This window comes from Raoultibacter timonensis (genome assembly GCF_022845715.1).
Lineage (GTDB): Bacteria > Actinomycetota > Coriobacteriia > Coriobacteriales > Eggerthellaceae > Raoultibacter > Raoultibacter timonensis.
The window spans coordinates 2,866,945-2,887,689 of sequence record NZ_AP025564.1; the positions used below are offsets into that span (position 1 = coordinate 2,866,945).

General features: G+C 61.5%; 14 protein-coding genes. 3 read left to right on the forward strand and 11 right to left on the reverse strand.

Going from position 1 to position 20,745, the window contains the following annotated elements; genetic code table 11:
* Positions 1-60: 60 nt before the first annotated feature.
* The 3 genes from MWL89_RS11810 to MWL89_RS11820 form a co-directional block, all read right to left on the reverse strand.
* Complete coding sequence (locus MWL89_RS11810) at positions 61-1,692, reverse strand: FAD-dependent oxidoreductase (RefSeq protein ID WP_279611917.1); 1,632 nt, start codon at positions 1,690-1,692, stop codon at positions 61-63.
* 21 nt (positions 1,693-1,713) lie between these two features.
* The gene (locus MWL89_RS11815; RefSeq protein ID WP_102377542.1) at positions 1,714-2,169 is read right to left on the reverse strand and encodes a hypothetical protein; all 456 of its coding nucleotides are present in this window, start codon (positions 2,167-2,169) and stop codon (positions 1,714-1,716) included.
* 264 nt (positions 2,170-2,433) lie between these two features.
* Positions 2,434-3,888, reverse strand: coding sequence for a helix-turn-helix transcriptional regulator (locus MWL89_RS11820; RefSeq protein ID WP_244386206.1), 1,455 nt, complete (start codon positions 3,886-3,888; stop codon positions 2,434-2,436).
* A gap of 234 nt (positions 3,889-4,122) precedes the next feature.
* On the opposite strand from MWL89_RS11820, the gene ettA reads away from it, so the two are divergent.
* A complete protein-coding gene (gene ettA / locus MWL89_RS11825; protein WP_244386207.1) occupies positions 4,123-5,802 on the forward strand; it encodes an energy-dependent translational throttle protein EttA in 1,680 nt (559 codons plus the stop codon).
* A gap of 86 nt (positions 5,803-5,888) precedes the next feature.
* Here ettA and MWL89_RS11830 read toward each other — a convergent pair whose 3' ends face one another.
* The 4 genes from MWL89_RS11830 to MWL89_RS11845 form a co-directional block, all read right to left on the reverse strand.
* The gene (locus MWL89_RS11830) at positions 5,889-6,947 is read right to left on the reverse strand and encodes a nucleoid-associated protein (RefSeq protein WP_244386208.1); all 1,059 of its coding nucleotides are present in this window, start codon (positions 6,945-6,947) and stop codon (positions 5,889-5,891) included.
* Positions 6,944-9,664, reverse strand: coding sequence for a formate dehydrogenase subunit alpha (fdhF, locus tag MWL89_RS11835; protein ID WP_244386209.1), 2,721 nt, complete (start codon positions 9,662-9,664; stop codon positions 6,944-6,946). Before fdhF ends, MWL89_RS11830 begins: the two co-directional genes overlap by 4 nt.
* Entirely contained in the window at positions 9,657-11,495 is a 1,839-nt protein-coding gene (locus MWL89_RS11840; protein ID WP_244386210.1) for an NAD(P)-binding protein, read from the reverse strand. Before MWL89_RS11840 ends, fdhF begins: the two co-directional genes overlap by 8 nt.
* A 244-nt stretch (positions 11,496-11,739) precedes the next feature.
* Positions 11,740-12,744 (reverse strand): asparaginase, encoded by a 1,005-nt coding sequence (locus MWL89_RS11845; protein WP_244386212.1) that lies wholly within the window; start codon positions 12,742-12,744, stop codon positions 11,740-11,742.
* A 206-nt stretch (positions 12,745-12,950) separates the two neighbouring features.
* Between MWL89_RS11845 and MWL89_RS11850 the strand changes: the two genes are divergently transcribed.
* Complete coding sequence (locus MWL89_RS11850; RefSeq protein ID WP_244386214.1) at positions 12,951-14,375, forward strand: amidophosphoribosyltransferase; 1,425 nt, start codon at positions 12,951-12,953, stop codon at positions 14,373-14,375.
* 149 nt (positions 14,376-14,524) lie between these two features.
* Here the strand turns inward: MWL89_RS11850 and thrH are convergent, their stop codons facing one another.
* The 3 genes from thrH to MWL89_RS11865 all read right to left on the reverse strand — a co-directional run bounded on the left by thrH (position 14,525) and on the right by MWL89_RS11865 (position 16,899).
* A complete protein-coding gene (thrH, locus tag MWL89_RS11855; RefSeq protein ID WP_102377535.1) occupies positions 14,525-15,127 on the reverse strand; it encodes a bifunctional phosphoserine phosphatase/homoserine phosphotransferase ThrH in 603 nt (200 codons plus the stop codon).
* A 261-nt stretch (positions 15,128-15,388) separates the two neighbouring features.
* Positions 15,389-15,874 (reverse strand): hypothetical protein, encoded by a 486-nt coding sequence (locus MWL89_RS11860; RefSeq protein ID WP_244386216.1) that lies wholly within the window; start codon positions 15,872-15,874, stop codon positions 15,389-15,391.
* Between the two features lie 272 nt (positions 15,875-16,146).
* Positions 16,147-16,899, reverse strand: coding sequence for a class I SAM-dependent methyltransferase (locus MWL89_RS11865; protein WP_244386218.1), 753 nt, complete (start codon positions 16,897-16,899; stop codon positions 16,147-16,149).
* A 193-nt stretch (positions 16,900-17,092) separates the two neighbouring features.
* Here MWL89_RS11865 and MWL89_RS11870 point away from each other — a divergent pair, with 193 nt between their 5' ends.
* Entirely contained in the window at positions 17,093-18,910 is a 1,818-nt protein-coding gene (locus MWL89_RS11870) for an elongator complex protein 3 (protein ID WP_244386220.1), read from the forward strand.
* A 520-nt stretch (positions 18,911-19,430) separates the two neighbouring features.
* Here MWL89_RS11870 and MWL89_RS11875 read toward each other — a convergent pair.
* The gene (locus MWL89_RS11875; protein WP_244386222.1) at positions 19,431-20,675 is read right to left on the reverse strand and encodes a DUF1015 domain-containing protein; all 1,245 of its coding nucleotides are present in this window, start codon (positions 20,673-20,675) and stop codon (positions 19,431-19,433) included.
* Positions 20,676-20,745: the final 70 nt, after the last annotated feature.

Sequence of the window (20,745 nt, forward strand, 5' to 3'; positions counted from 1 at the left end):
GGAAACAAAAACGGCGGACCCCGCCGGAGTCCGCCGCAAAGCAAAGCCGATCGGAAGCCGCTACCCCTTGATGAGCTTGTGAGCCTCGTTGGCCGATACGCGGCCGCCGTTCAGGCATTCCGCGCTCGCCGATCCTGGAACGTCCATCGGGTACACGTCGCGATAGAGCATGATACCGTCGAGGCCGATCACGAACACGTTCTCGATGCGTCCCCCCTCTTCGAGCAAGGGGCGGAACGTGCGGTCGGTCACCACGCCGCCCAAGGGACCCTCCATCACCTCGTGAATACGGCTGATGTAGAAGGGAGGCGTGCTGATCTCCTGAAGGTATTCCTTATCCTTGCCGAACAGGCTATCGACTCCCGCAGCGCACGCCGCGTTGTACTCGTCGACCGCCGCCTTCAAGGCTGCCGCATCGACGCCGGCCTTCTCCGCAAGCTCGTCGAGGGTGTCGGCCATAAAACCATCGTCGCCCGTTTCCAGAATGGTCTGCCACTGCTCTTCGACGCTTACCGCCCACTCGTCTGCCATGTCTTTGGTTTCGGCGATCTTCTGATCGAACACGGTTTGATCGAACACGCTCAGCGCCGTGCAATTAGGCTGATTGTGGATAGGAGCCGACTGCGTGACCACGTTGCCGACGCGAAGGGCCATGCTTTCATCAACGAAGCGCTCGCAATCCTCGTTCAGCCACAGGAACGGTCCGCCGAAGCAGAAACCCGTCCACAACGGCCCGAATATCTCGACGTCTCCATGGCTGATACGGTTGTACTTCAGGTAGCATACGCCGTTGAACTCGGAGGCGCCTGCCGCGAGCGTCATGTTGACGCCGTCGCCGTAGTGGCCGGGGGTGCCGATGCGCTCGAGCGTATCCATGCTGAATCCCAGCTTCTTCAAGCGCTTGTCGTCGTCCGCAAAGCCACCCGTTGCTATGATGATTGCCTTGGCGGCGTATTCGACAAGGTCGCCGAACGCATCGAGCGCTATCACGCCCGCAATGGAACCGTCTTCCGCATAGCTGAACTCGAGGCCCCGAGTGTTCAGATCGATGCTTGCCCCGTATTCGCGAAGCTTCTTTTCCATCGGCTGAATGTAGCCAACGTACGCTGCGCCATCCTCCCACCAATGGAACGTATTGACGCTGCCGGCAACCGCGCCGCACGGATAGTTGTCGATCAGACCGCTGATAACCGAACCGCACGTTTCAACGGCCCACTGGATGTTGTCTGCCGAATTCTCCATGAGATCCTTGTAGAACAAACCGTTCGGAACCCACTGGGCTTTGCCCAGCTCCTCGTGCATGATGATCGAGCGATCGACGGTGATGCCCTGTTCCTTCTGGTACTTCGAGTCGACGGCGAACGTGCCCTCCACGCCCTGCCCGTTACCGCCAAGCGTTGTTTGGGCCTCAATGAGAATAACATCGTCCCCGTTTTCGGCAGCCTGAACCGCAGCCGCCAAGCCGGCGAAGCCGCCGCCGACGACCAAGATCTCGCACTCGATGGTTTCCGTGATCTTCGAGGGGTCGACCTCGATGCCCGAGCTGTTCACCGCTTTACCCTGCGCAGCGCCGCTCGCGCCCTCAGCCTGCTTCGAGGAGCAACCGGCCAAACCCATCCCCGCAGCAGCGGCCACACCGACAGCGCTCAAACCGAGGAAATTCCTCCGTGAAATGTTTTGTCCCTGCATCATGATCCTCCTGTCTGTTTGCGTCTACTTGGAGCTGAATCCAGCTTTGGTGTCGTATGAAATGCCAACGCCGTTTACATCCATATCTGCACCGGTAATGGTGTAGCGGTAGTTCGTCTGAGTGCTATCGCCTCGCGCGGTCGAGGCGGTAACGCTCTGGATCGTCACCGTGAACGAACAGTCCTTCAATTCCAAACCAGACATGGTTTTGTACGCCTGCAGCTCGCTAAAGAAATCTGCGAAACGCGGGTCGTTCTGATCGATCGTCGCCGGACTGTCTTGATCGGTCAAATCAAGGCTCTCGGTCGAGGCGAATACGTTGCTCGCCGCTTTGATGACCGTCTTGGCATTAGCTTTGTTCTCGTTCGAAACCTCGGCGCCTCCCTGAGCGCATCCCGCAAGGCCGACCATAGCCGCCACGACTACGGCGACAACAGCAAGCGCCGCGAGATTCCTCAACTTCGATCCCTCATTCCTCATAATCCTCATCTCCTTTTCTAGCAGACAACACGCATGAACCCAATAAACGCATCCCTCGATGCCATGCGGTTTTCACACGCAATCGGGAACACCGCCACCATGCATGCAGGGTGCGCTTCGCTCCACATCACAAACTGTTGATTTTTTCGAGAATCAGCCTCATCAGAAACTGACCATAGCGATCCATCTGGGAAAACAATCTCGAATAAAGCACGGCGGCCAATCGACCGCCGTGCTTCGAACCGCTTTTCGCCTGCCTTGGCTTCAGGGATGCCTGATGGCTTCGAGCTCGTCGAGAAGCTCTTGCCTGTTGTGGACGCCGCTCTTTTCGTAGATGTGGCGCACGTGGGATTTCACGGTGTTTTCCGATACGAACAGTTTTTTGGAAATGTACGGGACGTTTCTTCCCTCGGCCAAGAAATACGCGACCTGCTTTTCCCGGGATGTCAGTTGCGCGTTCTCTGCAAAGCGGTCGACCGCGATGCGGGAATCACCCGAAAGCGACGTTTCCGCAGGAGCATCGTCCGATAAGATGGGCCTGCTGTCGTAGCGCCTGAGCAACGCGAAGCAGGCAAGCAACAGCGCGTAGTTCATCGCAGCCAGGAAAATACTCGATTCGAACGTTCCGATGGCAATACGGTCGACGACGATGCCGCTTACGATACCGAGCAGAATACCGATCTGCTCGGCGATCATGGCCACCGCTATCACCTGCACGGCACGCGTAACCGACGCACGGGAGTAATACGATATCAGCGTCCAGACCAAAACGTCGAAGCCGGAATACCCCATCGCCACCAAAATGCGGCCGGGCTCGTTCATGGGCGGGATGAACACCCCGATGGTCAGAACGACTACGCCTGCGGCAACCAGCGAAAGCGCGCCCCTCAGCAAAACGCCGACATGCTTCATCGAGAATAGGCAGCACACGATAAAGAAAATCAAGGCGACCGCGCAGCGCGCAATGGCGAGGTACTCGGCATCCGTACCCGTCGAGACCGGATCGCCGGCAGCCCCGAACCAGCTTACGAATCCGAATGCGCAGCAAAAAACGAGGATGACCACGAGGAACTGCATATCGATGCCGAACGCTTTCTTCCCCTTTGCGGATGGTTCGTCTGAGCCGTACCTAAACTCGATCGCATATCGGTCCCTCGATTGCAGCCGGCCGAGAATCGCGTAACACGCGAGCGAAAGCAGCGGCAACAGCAGCACCGCCAGGCTTTCAACGGGCACAGGGGCCCACGCCATGGCCGCGTTGAAGAACAGGCTGATGCCCCAGGCCCCCGAGATATGCAGAACGGTTTTCTCCACGCCTTGAGAAACGGCGATCAAGCCCCATATCACATTGAAGAATCCCATTGCTGCGCCGAGAAGGGCTCCGCCGATGCACGATAGGAGCGCGTCGTCCGCTCCGCGAAACAGAACGCAGATCAAGCCGCCGAACACCCCAGCGAGGGCGGCGGCCGCAACGAGCTTGACGGGCCAATCGGACCAAGCGCCCTTCTTGGCAACAACCGCGTATACGACGACGAAGCTCAGGATATTCGCTACCATCAAAACGACGGTAGCCGCCCCGGTCGCCTCTTGGCTCGAAAGGGAAAGCAGCGCGGAACCGAACATGCCCCTATCGAGCCACATCCAGAAAAACGCTGCACCGAGAATAGCGAGCCATGAGGCCGCGCCGGTCAATTTGATCTTCCTGCTTCGCTCGGACATCTCTTTCCAATCCCCTTGCCTCCACGGGAAATAATACCAGTATCGGCTCGATAAAGCGCCTGCGCTTTGTCCGCAGAACGGAAAAGGCGGCCGCTTCGGCGCCGCTCGGGTTCCCGCGTCCGCCAAAACCCGCCGACTGTAGCGAAGCGGTGCAGTGTAAAGATGGCATCGAATTCCGCACCCACTCATGCGACAATATCCACGCAACAAAAACCACGACTCAGGAACAGGCACATGGCAGAATTCATCTATCAAATGTATCAGGCGCGCAAAGCGCACGGCGACAAGGTCATCCTCGACGACGTGACGCTCTCGTTCTACCCCGGCGCGAAGATCGGCGTCGTCGGACCCAACGGCATGGGCAAATCGACGCTGCTCAAGATCATGGCGGGCATCGAGGACGTCACCAACGGCGACGCACGCCTCACGCCCGGCTACACGGTGGGCATCCTCGAACAGGAGCCTCCGCTCGACGAGGATAAATCCGTCATCGATAACATCAAGCAGGCTTTCGGCGACATCCTCGCGAAAATCGAGCGCTTCAATCAGATCGGCGAAGAGATGGCCTCGCCCGACGCCGACTTCGATGCGCTCATGGATGAAATGGGCCAACTGCAAACCGAAATCGACGCAGCGAACGCGTGGGACCTCGACAGCCAGCTCGCCCAGGCGATGGATGCGCTCCAGTGCCCCGATCCCGATGCCCCCGTCTCGCAGCTCTCGGGCGGCGAGCGGCGACGCGTAGCGCTGTGCCGCCTGCTGCTCGAAGCACCCGACCTGCTGCTGCTCGACGAGCCCACCAACCACCTCGATGCCGAATCGGTGCTCTGGCTCGAGCAGTTCCTCCACACCTACGAGGGCGCGGTGCTCGCCGTCACGCACGACCGCTACTTCCTCGACAACGTGGCCGAGTGGATCTGCGAAGTCGACCGCGGACATCTCTATCCCTACAAGGGCAACTACTCCACCTACCTCGAAACCAAGGCGAAGCGCCTCGAATCGCAGGGGCAGCAGCAGGCGAAGCTCGCCAAACGCATGCAGTCCGAGCTCGAATGGGTACGCAGCTCCCCGAAGGCGCGCCAAGCCAAGAGCAAGGCCCGCCTCGAACGCTACGAGCAGATGGAAGCCGAAGCCCGCGCCGCCAAGAAGCTTGACTTCGCCGACATCCAGATTCCCGTCGGCCCGCGCCTGGGCTCGAAGGTCATCGTTGCGGAGCATCTGCACAAGGCGTTCGGCGACCGCGTGCTCATAAACGACCTCTCCTTCACGCTGCCCCGCAACGGCATCGTCGGCGTGATCGGGCCGAACGGCGTTGGCAAGACGACGCTGTTCAAGACCATCGTCGGCCTCGAGCCGCTTTCGGGCGGCACTCTCGAGATCGGCGAATCGGTGAAGATATCATACGTCGATCAGAACCGCGAGGGCATCGACCCGAAGAAGAGCCTCTGGGAAGTCGTATCCGACGGAAACGATTACATGATGGTCGGAGATACGGAAATCCCGAGCCGCGCTTACGTGGCGAGTTTCGGATTCAAAGGATCCGACCAGCAGAAGCCCTCAGGCGTCCTCTCGGGCGGCGAGCGGAACCGCCTGAACCTCGCCCTCACGCTCAAGCAGGGCGGCAACCTGCTCCTGCTCGACGAGCCCACCAACGACCTCGATGTCGAGACGCTCTCGAGCCTCGAAGATGCGCTTTTGAACTTCCCGGGCTGCTCGGTTGTCGTCAGCCACGACCGCTGGTTCCTCGACCGCATCGCCACGCACATTCTCGCGTGGGAGGGCACCGACGAGGATCCGGGCAACTGGTACTGGTTCGAAGGCAACTTCGAATCCTACCAGGAGAACCGCATCGCGCGCCTGGGGCCCGAGGCTTCGAAGCCCCACCGCCTGCACCGCAAGCTCACAAGGGATTAAAATCAATCGGCCAAGCGTCTGCTCGAAGCCGAGGCCTAACACCTTAGCGGGCGCCCCGCAGTTCACGAGAACGCGGGGTGTCCGCCCTACTTGTTCTCGATCCTCCCGATGTTCTTCAGCTCGATCGATATCAGGCCGTTCGGCTCGCTCACGAACTCGATGAACTCGGGGCTTTGGCTGTACTCGGCGGGAAACGTTATCTCGATGCCGGTATCGGTTCTGATCTTGTGGTTCTTCGCCACGCGCTCGGCAACCGCCTTGCCCATCACCACGCGCTCGGGCAGCGCCTTTTCGGCCACCGCCTCCTCGAAGCGCTTCTGCAGGGCGTCGTCTTCGAACACCTCGCGGCCGAGCTCTTCGGGATACACCTCTTCGGATTCCTGCGAGCTCTCCGCCACGTACGCCTTCGCCTTCGAAACGGCCACGGCGGGATTGGCGCCGTACTCTTCGGCCACCTCCTCGACGATGCGGGCCACGGTATCGAACATCTCCTTACCCGAAGGCTTCATCGAGCACTGCAGCAGCCCGTCGGGAATGAGCCAACGCTCCTCGCCTGCGATCTCGCGCGCCTTGTCGCAGAACAGCACGTTCATCGTGCCTTTCTCGACGAGCGCGAAGGACTGCACCTTCTGCGAGGGGTTCGGCAGGATGGCGTGGTGGCGCTCGATGTCCACGAGCACCTCGCCGCTTTCCCCGCGGCCGACTTCGTGCATGAACGCCTGATGCGCTTCGAGCAGGAACAGCGCGAAGTAGCGCTTGCCGTGCCCCTCGAACGCGGCGTCGATCTCCTCGTCGGTCATATCCCCCACAGCCGCCTTCGTCTCGTCTTCAAAATCGATGACGAGCACATCGGTCGAGGGCGTCTTTTCCATGCGCCCGAGCTCGCCGGCGATGAACTCCGCTACCTGGATGGACAGGTCGACGAAATCGCGCTGTCCGCGAAAGTAGCTGCGAATCTCCTCGGCGAACATGCTATCGCCCGCAAACTCGCCGCGCTTGTTATCGAGGTTGCTCAGAGCGCGCTTCGCATGCCCCGTCACGTACCGCTTGGCGTTCTTGCTCGCAAGGTCGATCTCCTCGTGCGACATCACGTTCACGCACGATACGAAATCGAGTACGTGCAGGACTGCGTGGTTGATCTTCATGAAGTTTTAGCCCTTTCTACCCTCACCGCGCACACCTTGTACTCGGGAGTCTTCGCTATAGTGTCCAATGCGGCGATCGTGAGCCAGTTGCTGTTCCCGTCTTGGAAGTGGAACGGCATCCACGTTTCGCCGGGCGATGTCTTGTCCGATACGCGCGCCGTCGTCTCGACTTCGCCCCGCCGCGACGCGACCTTCACCCTGTCCCCGTCTGCAATGCCGAGGGCAGAGGCATCCCGTTCGTTCATCTCGATGAACGAACTCGGCGCCACCTCGTTGATGCCCTCGGCTCTCCCCGTCATCGCACAGGCGTTGTACTGGTAGAGGATGCGGCCCGTCATCAGGATGAACGGGTAATCCCCGTCGGGCTGCTCGGTGGCCTCGCGGTACTCGGCGGTCGAATACGCGCCGATGCCGCGCGAGAAGCTGCCCACATGCAGGATGGCCGTACCCGGATGATCCCTATTCGGACACGGCCATTGCAGGCCTTGCCCAGCAACCTCCGTGCCGTCGAGGCGCGCATGGCTGATGCCGCCGTACGACGGGGTGAGCGAAGCGATCTCGTCCATGATCTGCGCCGCGCTCAAATGCGGCTGCGGATAGCCCATGCGATTCATGATCTCGGTGAAGATGTCGGTGTCGAGCAGGGTGTCGCCGCCGATATCCACCGCCTTGCGCACGCGCTGTACGCGGCGCTCGGTGTTGGTGAAGGTGCCTTCCTTCTCGGCGTAGCTTCGCCCGGGCAGAATCACATCGGCGTACCGTGCGGTCTCGGTCATGAACAGGTCGTCGACCACGAGGAAATCGAGGGCTTCGAGCGCCTTGATGACGTGCCCCGTATCGGGGTCGGTGCGAACAGGATCCTCGCCGAAGACGAACAGCCCCTTGATCCTGCCGTCCACCATGGCGGGGAAGCATTCCGTGGCCATGAGGCCGGGCACGCGGCTGAGCTCGGTACTCCAGGCCCGCTCGAACTTCTCGGCGACCTCGGGGTTGGTGAGCTTCTGATAGCCGGGGAAATCGCCCGGCGTCGCTCCCATGTCGCAGGCGCCCTGCACGTTGTTCTGGCCGCGAACCGGGTTCACGCCGCAGCCGGGGCGCCCAAGCTTACCGCACACCATGGCGATGTTCGAAAGCGACATCACGCCCTCGGTGCCGCTCGAATGCTCCGTCACGCCCAAACAGTAGATGATCGGCGCCCGCTCCGCGCTTCCGTACAGCTTCGCCGCAGAAACGAGATCGCGCGCGTCGATCCCGCAGATTTCGGCAACCCGCTCGGGCGTGTACTCCTGCACCATTCTTGCCAGTCGGTCGAAGCCCTCGGTGCGCTCCTCGATGAACTCCCGATCGACGAGCCCCTCGTTGATGAGTATGTGCACCATGCCGTTCGCGAAGGCGACGTTGGTTCCGGGACGCAGCTTGAGATGGACGTCGGCGCGCTCGGTAAGGCGGATGTCGCGCGGATCGACCACGATGAGTTTCGCGCCGTTTTCCACGGCGGCGCGGATCTGCATGCCGAATACCGGATGGGCCTCTTCGGGATTCGATCCCACGAGCATGATGACGTCGGCCTCGCGCGTTACGTCCTCGATCGTGTTCGTCATGGCACCCGAGCCCAGCGTGGCCGCCAAGCCCGAAACGCTCGGCGCATGGCACACGCGAGCGCAGTTGTCCACGTTGTTCGTGCCGAAGGCCGTACGCGCCATCTTCTGCAACAGGTAGATGTCCTCGTTCGTCGAGCGGGCGCAAGCGAAGGCCGCGAGCGCTTCGCCGCCGTAGCGCTCTTTCAGGTCGGCGAACCTCGAGGCCACGAGGTCAAGCGCCTCGTCCCAAGTCGCCGGTTCGAATTCGCCGGTTTCGGGGTTCTTCACAAGAGGCGTGCGCAAGCGCTCGGGCGATCCCACGAAGTCGTAGCTCGCAAAGCGCCCTTTCACGCAGAGGAGCGATTTGTTCGCAGGTCCCGGTGCCGCTTCGGCATCGACGATGCGGCCGTCCTTCACCACGAGGTTCAGCTGGCATCCGACGCCGCAGTGCGGGCAGGTGGTGCGCACGCGCTCGGTCTCCCAAACGCGGTAGCCCGCCCTGCGTTTGGCCGAAAGCGCACCTGTCGGGCACGCAGCAGCGCAGTTTCCGCACGATTCGCACGTCGTATCGCGCCAGTTCTCGCCGAACGGAGCTTCGATGACGGTGCGTGCCGCACGCTTGCCCGCGCGAAGCGTGTGGTTGCGCGCCGCGTTGTTGCAGGCGCCCACGCATCGCTGGCACGCGATGCACAGGTTCGGATCGTAAACGAGGAACGGATTGGAGTCGAGCACGGGCTCGCGTTTTCTCTCCACCCGTGCAGACGGCTCGACCACCCCGTACTCGCGGCACAGATCGGCCAGCTCGCAGGCGCCGTTCTTCACGCACGAGAAACAGTACCGCGTCGAATCGAGTCCGTGCTCGGAAAGGATGAGATCGAGCGCCGTGCGCCGATACGAGGCGAGCTTCGGCGAGTTCGTCGTAACGACCATGCCGTCCCGCGCAACCGTCGTGCACGACGGCACCGGATGCTCTTCACCTTCGACCTCCACCACGCACACGCGGCACGAGCCGATTGCGTTTACGTCCTTCAGGTAGCACAGCGTCGGTATGCGGATGCCCGCTTCGCGCGCTGCCTCGAGAATGGTCGTCCGCTCGGAAACCTCGAGGCGCACCCCGTCTATCGCAATGCTAGGCATAGCGCTGCCTCCCCTCTTCCAACGTGCCGCAGCCGAAGCAGTCGCAGCGCAGGCACCGACCACACTCCTGCCTCGCCTCTTCGCGGCTCATGCCTTCCTCGACCTCGGAAAAATCATGCTTGCGAACGCGGGCGGGGCGCTCCGCTACCTCCACGCGGCCCCTCGGCGTCCGATCGTTGAACTGCGGCTCGGGGACGGACGGGGCGCCGTCGAGCGTATGGTGGTAGCCGAGGAACTCGTCGATGTTGCGCGCGGCAACCTTGCCAGCGCCGATTTCCCTGATCACCGTCGAGGAACCGCTGCAGCACTCTCCACCAGCGAACACGTTGTCGCGGCCTTTCGCCCTCATGTACTCGTCGGTTACGAGGCAGCCCCACGCAGATTCCAAGCCGAAATCCTCGAACGGGCGGGCGACCACGCTCTGGCCCACCGCGACGAGGATCGCCTCGGCCTCGATTCGACGCTGCGGCTTATCGGCAGCAAGCGGAGACGGCCTGCCGCCGCGCACGGGTCCGATCATCTGCGGCTGCGTAACAAGCGCCGCGCAGCGGCCCTGCCCGTCGACCTCGACGGCCACCGGAGCTTCGAGCGTTATCATCTCGACGCCCTCCGCCATAGCGCTTTCCACCTCGGCGGGAAGCGCCGTCATGTCCTCTTTGCGCCGACGGTACACGATCGACACCTCGTCGGCACCTGCCCGCACGGCGGTGCGAGCGCAGTCCATGGCAACGTTTCCGCCGCCCACAACCACTACCCTCTTTCCCGTGTAGTCGGGGTATGCGCCTTCGCCGATAGCGTTCAACAGATCGATGGCGGGCGAAACGCCTTCCGCGTCGTCGTTTTCTATCCGCAGGGTCTTACCCGCCTGCGCACCGATGGCTACGTAGACGGCATCGAACTCGCGGACGATCTCGTCCATCTCCCTCTCGCCGACAAGGGTATCGCAGCGCACCTCGATGCCCCCCGTGGAAAGGATCGCGCGGATATCCTCGTCGAGGCGCTCGCGCGGGAAGCGGTAGGCGGGAATGCCGTAACGGAGCATGCCGCCGAGCTGGCGCTTTCCTTCGTATATCGTAACCGCATGCCCCATGAGCGCCAGATAGTACGCGCAGGTGAGCCCGCTCGGACCTCCCCCGATAACGGCAACCGAGCGTCCCGTAGCGGCGCTGCGAGCGGGTACGGGAACCGAATCGGCAGGAACCTGGTCGACGGCGAACTTCTTGACGGCGCGGATGTTTATCGGCGCATCGATAAGCGCTCGGCGGCACCGCTGTTCGCAGGGGTGTTCGCACACGAACGCGCAGGCGGTCGGAAACGGGTTGTCTTTGCGTATTGTGTTGATGGCGCTCGCATAGTCGCCCTCGGCAACGAACGCGATGTAGGCGGGCACGTCCACGTGCGCCGGACACAGCGTTTCGCAGGGAACCGTCTGGCCGACGCCCGGCGAACAGGCTCGCTGCTCGATATGGCTTCGGTACTCGTCGGCGAACGAGTCGAGGCCCGCAAGCACGGCGTCCGCAGCTTCGTAGCCGATCGCGCAATCCGCCGTATCACGGATCATCTCGGCGAGCGCGCGCAGGGATTCGAGCGCGCCTTCGTCGGCTTCGCAGTCGACAATGCGCTCGAGCATGCCCGCCAGGCGCGGGATCCCGTCGCGGCACGGCACGCACTTCCCGCACGTTTGCGCCCCGCTCGCCCTGAGCAGCGAAAGCTGCACGACAAGCGGGCAGGTACCCGGGGGGCACGTCTCGACACGACGTGCGTGCCTGTTCAGATATTCGGATACCCGGGCATCTGAAGCCGATTTCGGTGCAACCGATATCATCGCCATTGGTTCCTCCCGTATCATGCGTAAAGAATCGGAATCGTCGTGCCGATCGCGCAGAAAGCGCAGCCCCGCACGGCACATCGAATAAGCAACGGGGTAATTCTATCGCATAGAGCGCCCCCGCGATCATCGTCACGAAATCGCCCGAAAGCGTTCCGCAAGCGTCCTTGCACAAGCGGCGTTCGGCACGGAAGAACGCCGCGGAGCGCCGTTGGCACCTGCCGCGGCCCGCAAACAGCCTCGAACGCTAGCCCACCATCATCCGATCGTGGTTCACCACGCGGTAGAACAGCTTTTTCACCTCGTCGGGATCGCTCGTCTGCCCGAGCGCCCACATGGTTTTCGCCACAAGGGCCTCGGTGGTCATATCGGCGCCCTTGAGGATGCCGCAATGATCGGCGTACGCGCGCCCGACTTCGTACACGCCGAGGTCGCAGCCTTCCTCGGGCACCTGCGTGGTCACCACGAGCGTCCTGCCCGAATCCACCCACCCGAAGATCGCACGACGGTAGTCGCCGTAGTCGGGTATGCCCCCTATGCCGAACGTCTCGAGTATGATGGCGTCGTAATCGTTCTTGAGCAGATCGAAGATGCTCGGATTCATCTCGGGCGTGAGCTTGAGCACGAACACGCGCTCGTTCAACCGATCGTACACGATCGGTGCGCCGCCGGCGCCCGCGCACGTTACCGGGGCCCCCGCACGCACGATGCGGTCGTTCCTGATGAGCGCTATCTCGGGGAAGTTGACGCTCATGAACGCGTTGAAGCTCATCGTACGCTGCTTGCGCGCCCGCGTTCCCGCAACCACCGCTCCCCCGAACACCACCGACACATCGCACGAGCGATCGTCGGCGGCGAAGAGAACGCTCTGGTACAGATTGAGCTTGGCATCGGTAAACGGGCTCGCCATAGGTTGCTGCGACCCGGTAAGCACGATGGGCTTGGGGCTGTTCTGGATAAGGTAGGAAAGGGCCGCCGCCGTATAGGCCATCGTATCGGTGCCGTGCAGCACGACGAACCCGTCGTAGGCGTCGTAGGCGTCAACGATCGCAGCGCGTATGCGCATCCAGTCGGCAGGTCGCATGTTCGTGCTGTCGATGTTCATGAGCTGCACGAAACCGAGCTCGCACAGATCGCCGAGCTGGGGGACGAACGCCGTCAGCTCTTCGCCCGTCAGCGCGGGGGCCAACCCGCAGCCGTCCTCAACCGAAGCGATGGTTCCGCCAGTGGCGATCAAAAGGATCTTCTTCATCTTGGTGCTTTCTCGAATAGCCTGCTCGCTTGTCGATGAGCAACAGTACCCGTACTCCGCATCGGCGGGCTAGACCGCACGGAAAAACTCCATCAAGCGAATATTTGCGAAGCTCGCCTACACCTCGGCCCATTACGAGGCTGGGAGCTTTATACTGAAATCTTTGTTAGCGCAACAGGCGGTTAAGGCAGGACGAGAGGTATACAATGGGCGGATTTTTCGGAGCTGCATCCCATAACGACGTGGTGCTGGACGTGTTTTTCGGCGTGGACTACCACTCGCATCTGGGAACGCGACGCGCGGGCATGATCTTTCACGACGCGAACAGCGGCTTCCAGCGCGAGATTCACTCGATCGAGAACACGCCGTTTCGCACGCGTTTCGAAAACGACCTGCCTGGGTTCCGCGGCTGCACCGGCATCGGCTGCATCAGCGACACCGATCCCCAGCCGCTGCTCGTGCGCTCCCATCTCGGTACGTTCGGCATAACCACCGTCGGAGCGGTCAACAACGCGGAAGATCTGGTCGAATCGCACTTCTCTGACGGCGGCAAGCAGTTTATGGCCATGAGCTCGGGGGCCGTGAACACCACCGAGCTGATCGCCGCTCTCATCAACCAGAAGGACGATTTCGTCTCGGGCATCAAATACGCTCAGAACGAAGTCGAAGGATCGCTCACGCTGCTCATCATAACCAACGACGGCCGTATCATCGCGGCGCGCGACAAGCAAGGCCGCCTGCCCGTCCTCATCGGGAAGAACGGCGAGGGCTTTTGCATATCGTTCGAATCGTTTCCCTATCACAAGCTCGACTACGACGACGAATACGAGCTGGGTCCCGGAGAGATCGTATGCGTGACCGCCGACGGATACGAAACCCTTTCGCCCGCCGGCGACGAGATGAAGATATGCGCGTTTCTCTGGACGTACTACGGCTATCCCAACTCGAACTACGAGGGTGAGAACGTCGAGGTCGTGCGCTACAGAAACGGTGCCATCATGGCGCGCGACGAAGCGGCGGCCGGCGGCGTGCCGCAGGTCGACTACGTAGCGGGCGTGCCCGATTCCGGAGTTCCGCACGCCATCGGCTATTCGACCGAATGCCAGATTCCTTTCGCCCGCCCGTTCATCAAGTACACGCCCACATGGGCCCGTTCGTTCATGCCCTCCAACCAAGAGGTGCGCAACCGCGTGGCAAAGATGAAGCAGGTACCCGTTCCCGAGCTGATCAACGGCAAAAAGCTCTTGTTCGTGGACGATTCCATCGTGCGCGGCACGCAGCTGCGCGAGACCATCGACTTCCTGTACGGTGCGGGAGCCGCCGAAGTGCATATGCGCTCGGCCTGCCCGCCCATCATGTTCAGCTGCAAGTATCTGAGCTTCTCGAGCAGCAAATCGGAAATGGAGCTCTTGGCCCGCCGCGTAGTCCAGCAGCTCGAGGGCGACGAAGGCCAGAACCATCTCGACGAGTACGCCGACAGCTCGACCGAACGGGGCAAATGCATGCTCTCGGCCATCTGCGAGGAAATGGGCTTCGATTCGCTCGGGTTCCAATCGCTTGACGGCATGCTCGAAGCCATCGGCATCGATCCCGAGAAAGTATGCACCTACTGCTGGACGGGCAAGGAATAGATATCCGGTGAACCGCGACGCCCGCTCGGACACCGCTCCGCCCCGCGCATCGCCTTAAGACGTAAAAAGCGGCTCCCACAACGTGAGCCGCTTTTGATTTACGCGGATGAGTGCGAGCTTTGCGAAACGCGCACTCAGACGAGGGGCGCCTAGTCCACCGCTTCCCTAATAGCCGCCATGAGCTCTCCGTATTCGTCGAACGCAGGAAGGTCGGGGTTGTCGGCCTTGATGGAATCGGGGCTCTTGAACAGAAATCCCGCCTTGCTCGCCTTGATCATACCAAGGTCGTTGAAGCTGTCGCCCGCGGCAACGGTTTCGAACCCGCACGATTGCAGAGCGCGCACCGTGGTGAGCTTGGATTCGGGGCAGCGCATCCGAAACCCCGTGATCTCGCCGTCCGCGGCAACCTCGAGCGTGTTGCAGAAGATCGTCGGCCATCCGAGCTTCTCCATGAGCGGCTTGGCAAACTGCTCGAAGGTATCGCTGATGATGATCACCTGCGTATAGGCGCGCAGCTCGTCGAGAAACGCCTTCGCGCCGGGCATGGGATCGATCTTCGCGATGGTTTCCTGAATCTCTTTGAGTCCGAGCCCGCGCTCTCGCAGGATGCCGAGGCGGTACTCCATGAGCTTGCCGTAGTCCGGTTCGTCGCGCGTGGTGCGCTTCAACTCGGGGATGCCGCTCTCCTCGGCAAATGCGATCCAGATCTCGGGGACGAGCACGCCCTCTAAATCGAGGCAAACTACGTTCATGGGAATTCCCTCCTTATAGCCGTCCCAGCGATTTTTCCAGTTGGGCGCGCGCTTGTCAACTCGCTTCGACCAGATGGGTAAAAGCCACCATCGAAAGCCCCGAAGACCGCATGTCGCAATGAGCCCGGACGATCGGGGCGAAAAGCAGGCGAGCCGCGTCGCGCCTCACTCGGCGTCCGAATCAAGCGCACAGCCCTTTCGCGATTCCGCAAGCACATAGCAGCCGCCCCGCCGCTTGCAGACGGGTACAGGATGGGCGCATCACGAGGTAGCCCACCGATCGACTCGCTCCTCGAACAGCTCGAGCTTCTCTATCGTGCAGGCGGTCAGGGGGAACGCATCGGCATCCGCGCTCAAGCAGCACACGACCACCGTCGATCCATCGCCGATACCCGCCGGAAAGAACACGAGCTCGGAACACGACACCGAACCGGTATCGCCTGCAACGAGCTTCCCCTTGCTGAAGGGGCGATCGTCGTTCCATGGGACAACCTCGATTTCGATGCTGTTCTCCTCGGCGTCTTTCGAGAGGACCCTGGCAAGCACGTAGGCGTACTCACCATCAAGATCGGGCAGAGCGGAATCGCCCGCCTGCTGCGACCCCCGGAACCCCGCCTGCCCCACCGTGGTCTCCGCATACGAGCATGCAGTAAGAAGCGCTGCACACAAAATGACCGCCAAAACGACGAACGCAGAGAAAACAGCTCGCCGCCGTTGCCGCGGTACAGCCAATTCCGTTTTCTTCATCGCTTGCTCCGTCCGCTTAAATAGCCGCTTCCTACCAATTCCTTCGACTATAGCGCGAACGCATAAACGATTCCGTTGTTTTCCCAACGGTTTACACGGAAAAGCAGCCGCCATCGCGAGCAGGAAAACGACTGGCGAGACAGGGGCGTCGAACGAAACTCGCGCGAATCGCCTCCGCGCACCCGCAACCAATGCCATCCAAAAGACGACCAGGTTCGCAAAAGCACGTGCGGCAGGTTCGTCGCCGCAATGCGGCAACTTGACGCAGGCGGCTATTTCGCTTCGAAGACGAGATAGGTATTGAGGTCGTCGGTTCGACCATCGGCCTTGAATCGGGAAACAAGGGTCGCCCTCGCCCGCACCGCAGAAACCAGATCGTCGATCTCGCTTTCCGAAAAACTATGGCAGTAGCGGTATGCGCCCGGAACGTTTTTCCATCCGAGCAGAAAATCGCCTGCGTCCAATTCCGGCAGACCGAGCTCGAGCAGCGCGCGTTCGCGCGTGGCCCGTGCCTTCTCGGCCAGCCTCTCGTTCTCCATGAACTGCCACAAAGACACGATCGCCAAGCCTCCCGAACGCGTCTGGTCGACAAGCGCATCGAGCACGGCATGGCGATGGTCGGGCAGGGGAACATGATGCATGAACCCGAACGATACGCTGAGGTCGCACATGGGGGCTTGCAGGCAATCGCCGATGACGCCGCCAGCCGCAAGCACATCGAGCACGTCGAGGTTTTGATACGCAACCCGCGGCCGCGCAAGCGGTTCGCTCTGGCTGTCTTGCGTATCGCCGAGGCCGCCATCAGGCGCGTATTCCGCAAGCGCGGCGTCCGACACGAGACTATCGCAGTTATCGACCGCGTACACCGACACCGCGGTTTCGGGCAGCGCGGAAGCGAGGAACGCCTCAAACCGCAGGTTTCCGCATGCGAGATCGAACACCGAAAGGGTCCGGCTCTCCCCGGATGCGCCTGCATCGCGCGCTCCTTTCCCGATCCCGTCCTCGGCAGCGCCCAGCTCACCCAAGCGCCTTATCTCGTCGAGGCATCGCTTCCACCCGTTCCAGGGTGCCTGCCTCGTTGCGGAAAACGAGTCGCACTGAACACGATAGAAGTCGCTCGTGAGGGCGCGGAGTTTTTCAGCTGTTTCGATATGCAACAAACATCGCCGTTCGATTCGGGGGCGGATTGGCCGCCCTTATTATAGAATGCCCTATAGCATGGACGACATCATTCTGGAAATACTCGCAGAGCTCGCAACTGCCGATCGCCTTGACGCAACCTTCGTCGAGTCGATCGTACGCAAACACAACCGCAATCGCACGGACGACCAACGCCACTACGCGAAAAAACGGTTGCTGCCGTACTACCTCAAAGTCAAAGAGTCCGACCACGCACGGTGGAAAAGCTGGAACGTCGACGCCGAAACGGAAAAGAAGCTCATCCGAACGCTTCAGGTGAAGCCGCGACGCACCGCGTCGGGCGTGGCCACCATTACCGTCATCACGAAGCCGTGGCCCTGTGCAAGCAACTGCCTGTACTGCCCCAACGATCTGCGCATGCCCAAGAGCTACCTGGCTGACGAACCCGCCTGCCAGCGTGCCGAGCGCAACTACTTCGATCCTTACCTGCAGGTGGTTTCGCGATTGCGCGCGCTGACGCACATGGGGCACGTCACCGACAAAGTCGAGTTGATCGTGCTTGGAGGCACGTGGTCCGATTACCCCGAAGGCTACCAGATCTGGTTCGTCAAGGAGCTGTTCCGAGCGCTCAACGAAGCCGGCGAACCCGATGGCGCAGAAGAGAGCGCGAAGGAGCGGAGGCGGTTCTACGAAACAGCGGGGCTGAGCAACCGCAAGGACGACCTCATCGAATTCGTCGCCGAAAAACAACAGGCGATCGCAAGCGGCTCGCTCAGCTACAATCAGGCGATGCGCCAGCTTTACGGGGAAAACGAGGGCTGGATGAGCGTTTCCGCCAGACAAAACACCGGCCTCGAGGAACTCGCTTTGCAGCAAACGGCAAACGAGAAAGCCCAACACCGCGCGGTCGGGCTGGTCATCGAAACCCGACCCGACACCCTATCCGTCGGCAACCTCACGCTGATCAGGCAGCTCGGCTGCACCAAGGTCCAGATGGGCATCCAGAGCCTCGACGAGCGCATCCTTGCGATGAACGATCGCGCCATCGGCACGCGGGAGATTCAGACGGCCTTCGAGCTGCTCCGCCTGTTCGGATTCAAGATCCACGTGCACTTCATGGCGAACCTCTACGGATCCACCGTCGATGCGGACAAGCGCGACTACAAACACCTGGTCACCGAAGGCGCGTACCTTCCCGACGAGGTGAAGCTCTACCCGTGCGCACTCGTGGCGGGAACAGGCCTCTGCGAGCACTATGAGCGCGGCACGTGGCGCCCGTACACCGAAGAGGAGCTGCTCGACGTGCTCGTGGCCGACGCGGCAGCCACGCCCCCGTTCGTGCGCATATCCCGCATGATCCGCGACATCTCGGCGCACGACATCGTCGCGGGGAACAAGAAGGTCAACCTCCGCCAGATGGTCGAGCGCAAAGCCGACGAGGAGAAGGTGCCCATAGGAGAAATACGCTACCGCGAGATCAGCACCGACGAGCCCGCCGTCGACGATCTGACGCTCGACATCATCACCTACGACACCACCGTCGCACGCGAGCACTTCCTCCAGTGGATCGCTCCCGACGGCAGGATCGCGGGGTTCTTGCGGCTCTCCCTTCCCGATCGGAGCGCCGTCGCCGAACGCCCCGAGCTACCCGTCAAACCGGGCGAGGCAATGATCAGGGAGGTGCACGTGTACGGCAAGGTTGCCGGCCTGCACAAATCGGGCGACGGGGCGCAGCACCTGGGACTCGGCAGGCAGCTCGTCGAGCGAGCCTGCAGCATGGCGAAGGAAGCAGGCTACCGAAGCGTCAACGTCATCAGCTCGGTCGGCACCCGCGAGTACTACCGCAGCCTGGGCTTCACCGATAACGGACTCTACCAGCAACGAGCACTCGACTAAGAACCCCGAAAACAGAGCGGCATCGAACAGAGGTGCCGCCCTTCGACAATTGCCTCGCGAATCCCGAACCCGCCGTTCGCGCCGAGACCGTCGCAGAATAGCAGCGAGGGACAATCTAAAGAGGCGTTCCCCTGCTCAAGCATGAAGCTCCGAAGGCGGCCTGTGAACTGTTCGGTTTCGAGGTTTTTCCCATATTTCGCCCAAAATTGGCGGCGAAGGCTCGTTTTGCGAAACCTGAGTGGCTCTAGAGGTTTACGGCCGCAAAGCTGTTCCGAGAAAGCCCAGCTCACGTTTTACGGAGTCAGCGGTTTTCGATTTCCGGGCGTCGTTATTTTCGCAAAACGGGCCTTCGCCGCCACACGGAAGCTCCTTTCATGCAAAAACTCATTATCAATAAAACAGCGTCCGCCGTTCCGCATTATCGCGCCAGCCGAATCCCCATGCGAAGCATCGACGCGACGAAGGCCGACGATCCGCTCTGCGGCCAGCTGCCGAATCAGAAGAGGCCTGGCAAGGTTCCCTATATCCGGTGGATGAACAGCCCGCTTCTGAGCTTCGGCTCGAACCAGGTCGATTTCGGCGGCATGAGAAGCCCCGCGTCGGCAACGGCGAACAGCTCGTCGATCGAGGTCGGATGCAGCGCGAACGCCACCGCCATGCCCATATCGACCCGCCGAGCAAGCTCGTCGAGCCCGCGGATGCCGCCCACGAAGTCGATGCGCTTATCGGTGCGGGGGTCTCCGATGCCGAGCACGGGGCCGAGCAGGTTATCCTGCAGAAGCGCCACGTCGAGACCGGCTACGGGATCATCCGAACGATAGGCTTCTTTGATTGCAAGCGGATGCCAAACGCCGCCCACGTACATGCCGTAGCACCCCTTGCGTGCGGGCTTGCACGGATGCTCGCTCGCTTCCCCCACATCGAAGCGCTCCCCAACCCGCTCGAGGAACTCGTCCAGAGCAAGTCCGTTCAAGTCGGCGACCACGCGGTTGTAATCGAGAATGGTCAACTGCTCGCTCGGAAAGATTACGGAGAGGAAATGGTCGGATTCGAGCGGCCCCCCAACACCCGCAGCACGGGCGGCTTCTCGACGCAGCAGCCCCGCTTTCACGGCAGAAGCCGCACGATGATGCCCGTCGGCAATGTAGAGGGCAGAGGTCTGCTCGAACGTCCGCCGAATCGTCTCGGTGTCGACGGGATCGTCCACACGCCACACCGTGTGGCGCACACCGTCATCCGCCTCGAAATCATACAGGGACGGCTGCGACTCAACGCGGTCGATCACCGCTTCTACCGCGCCGTCGGAGCGAAACGCCAAGAAGATGGGACCCGTCTGCGCACCGCACGTATCGACGTGGCGAATGCGGTCGATCTCCTTGTCGGCACGGGTTTTCTCGTGCTTCTTGATAACGCCGCTCTCGTAATCGTCGATCGAGGCGCATCCGACAACGCCGGTCTGCGAACGGCCATCGGCTGCACGCAGGCGATAGAGATAATAGCTCGGCTCGTCGTCCTCGACGTACGTGCCGTCCGCGATGGATTCGTCGAGCAGCGCCTTCGCCCGTGCGTAAATGGCCTCGTCGTGCTTTTCCACCGAATCGGGCAGCGTCGCCTCAGCAAGGTCGATCCTGAGAAACGAGTGGGGATGCCGCTCGATTTCGGATCGCGCCTCATCGAGGCTGAATACATCGTAGGGAAGCGAAGCTACTTCACTCGCCCGATCCTCGTGGGGGCGAATACAGGAAAAGGGAACCACGTCGGCCATGCGCGCCATCCTCGCTCATCGGTTTCACAGCTGGTTTACAGGGTAGCGCATATACTCCAGGCTTGAACGA

Excerpts from the sequence above, each read along its gene's own strand:
- MWL89_RS11860 (WP_244386216.1), bottom strand. The coding sequence starts at position 15,874 with ATGAAGAAAACGGAATTGGCTGTACCGCGGCAACGGCGGCGAGCTGTT.
- MWL89_RS11815 (WP_102377542.1), bottom strand. The coding sequence starts at position 2,169 with ATGAGGAATGAGGGATCGAAGTTGAGGAATCTCGCGGCGCTTGCTGTT.
- MWL89_RS11875 (WP_244386222.1), bottom strand. The coding sequence starts at position 20,675 with ATGGCCGACGTGGTTCCCTTTTCCTGTATTCGCCCCCACGAGGATCGG.
- fdhF (WP_244386209.1), bottom strand. The coding sequence starts at position 9,664 with ATGCCTAGCATTGCGATAGACGGGGTGCGCCTCGAGGTTTCCGAGCGG.
- MWL89_RS11850 (WP_244386214.1), top strand. The coding sequence starts at position 12,951 with ATGGGCGGATTTTTCGGAGCTGCATCCCATAACGACGTGGTGCTGGAC.
- MWL89_RS11845 (WP_244386212.1), bottom strand. The coding sequence starts at position 12,744 with ATGAAGAAGATCCTTTTGATCGCCACTGGCGGAACCATCGCTTCGGTT.
- MWL89_RS11830 (WP_244386208.1), bottom strand. The coding sequence starts at position 6,947 with ATGAAGATCAACCACGCAGTCCTGCACGTACTCGATTTCGTATCGTGC.
- MWL89_RS11820 (WP_244386206.1), bottom strand. The coding sequence starts at position 3,888 with ATGTCCGAGCGAAGCAGGAAGATCAAATTGACCGGCGCGGCCTCATGG.
- MWL89_RS11810 (WP_279611917.1), bottom strand. The coding sequence starts at position 1,692 with ATGATGCAGGGACAAAACATTTCACGGAGGAATTTCCTCGGTTTGAGC.
- MWL89_RS11840 (WP_244386210.1), bottom strand. The coding sequence starts at position 11,495 with ATGGCGATGATATCGGTTGCACCGAAATCGGCTTCAGATGCCCGGGTA.
- thrH (WP_102377535.1), bottom strand. The coding sequence starts at position 15,127 with ATGAACGTAGTTTGCCTCGATTTAGAGGGCGTGCTCGTCCCCGAGATC.
- MWL89_RS11870 (WP_244386220.1), top strand. The coding sequence starts at position 17,093 with ATGGACGACATCATTCTGGAAATACTCGCAGAGCTCGCAACTGCCGAT.
- ettA (WP_244386207.1), top strand. The coding sequence starts at position 4,123 with ATGGCAGAATTCATCTATCAAATGTATCAGGCGCGCAAAGCGCACGGC.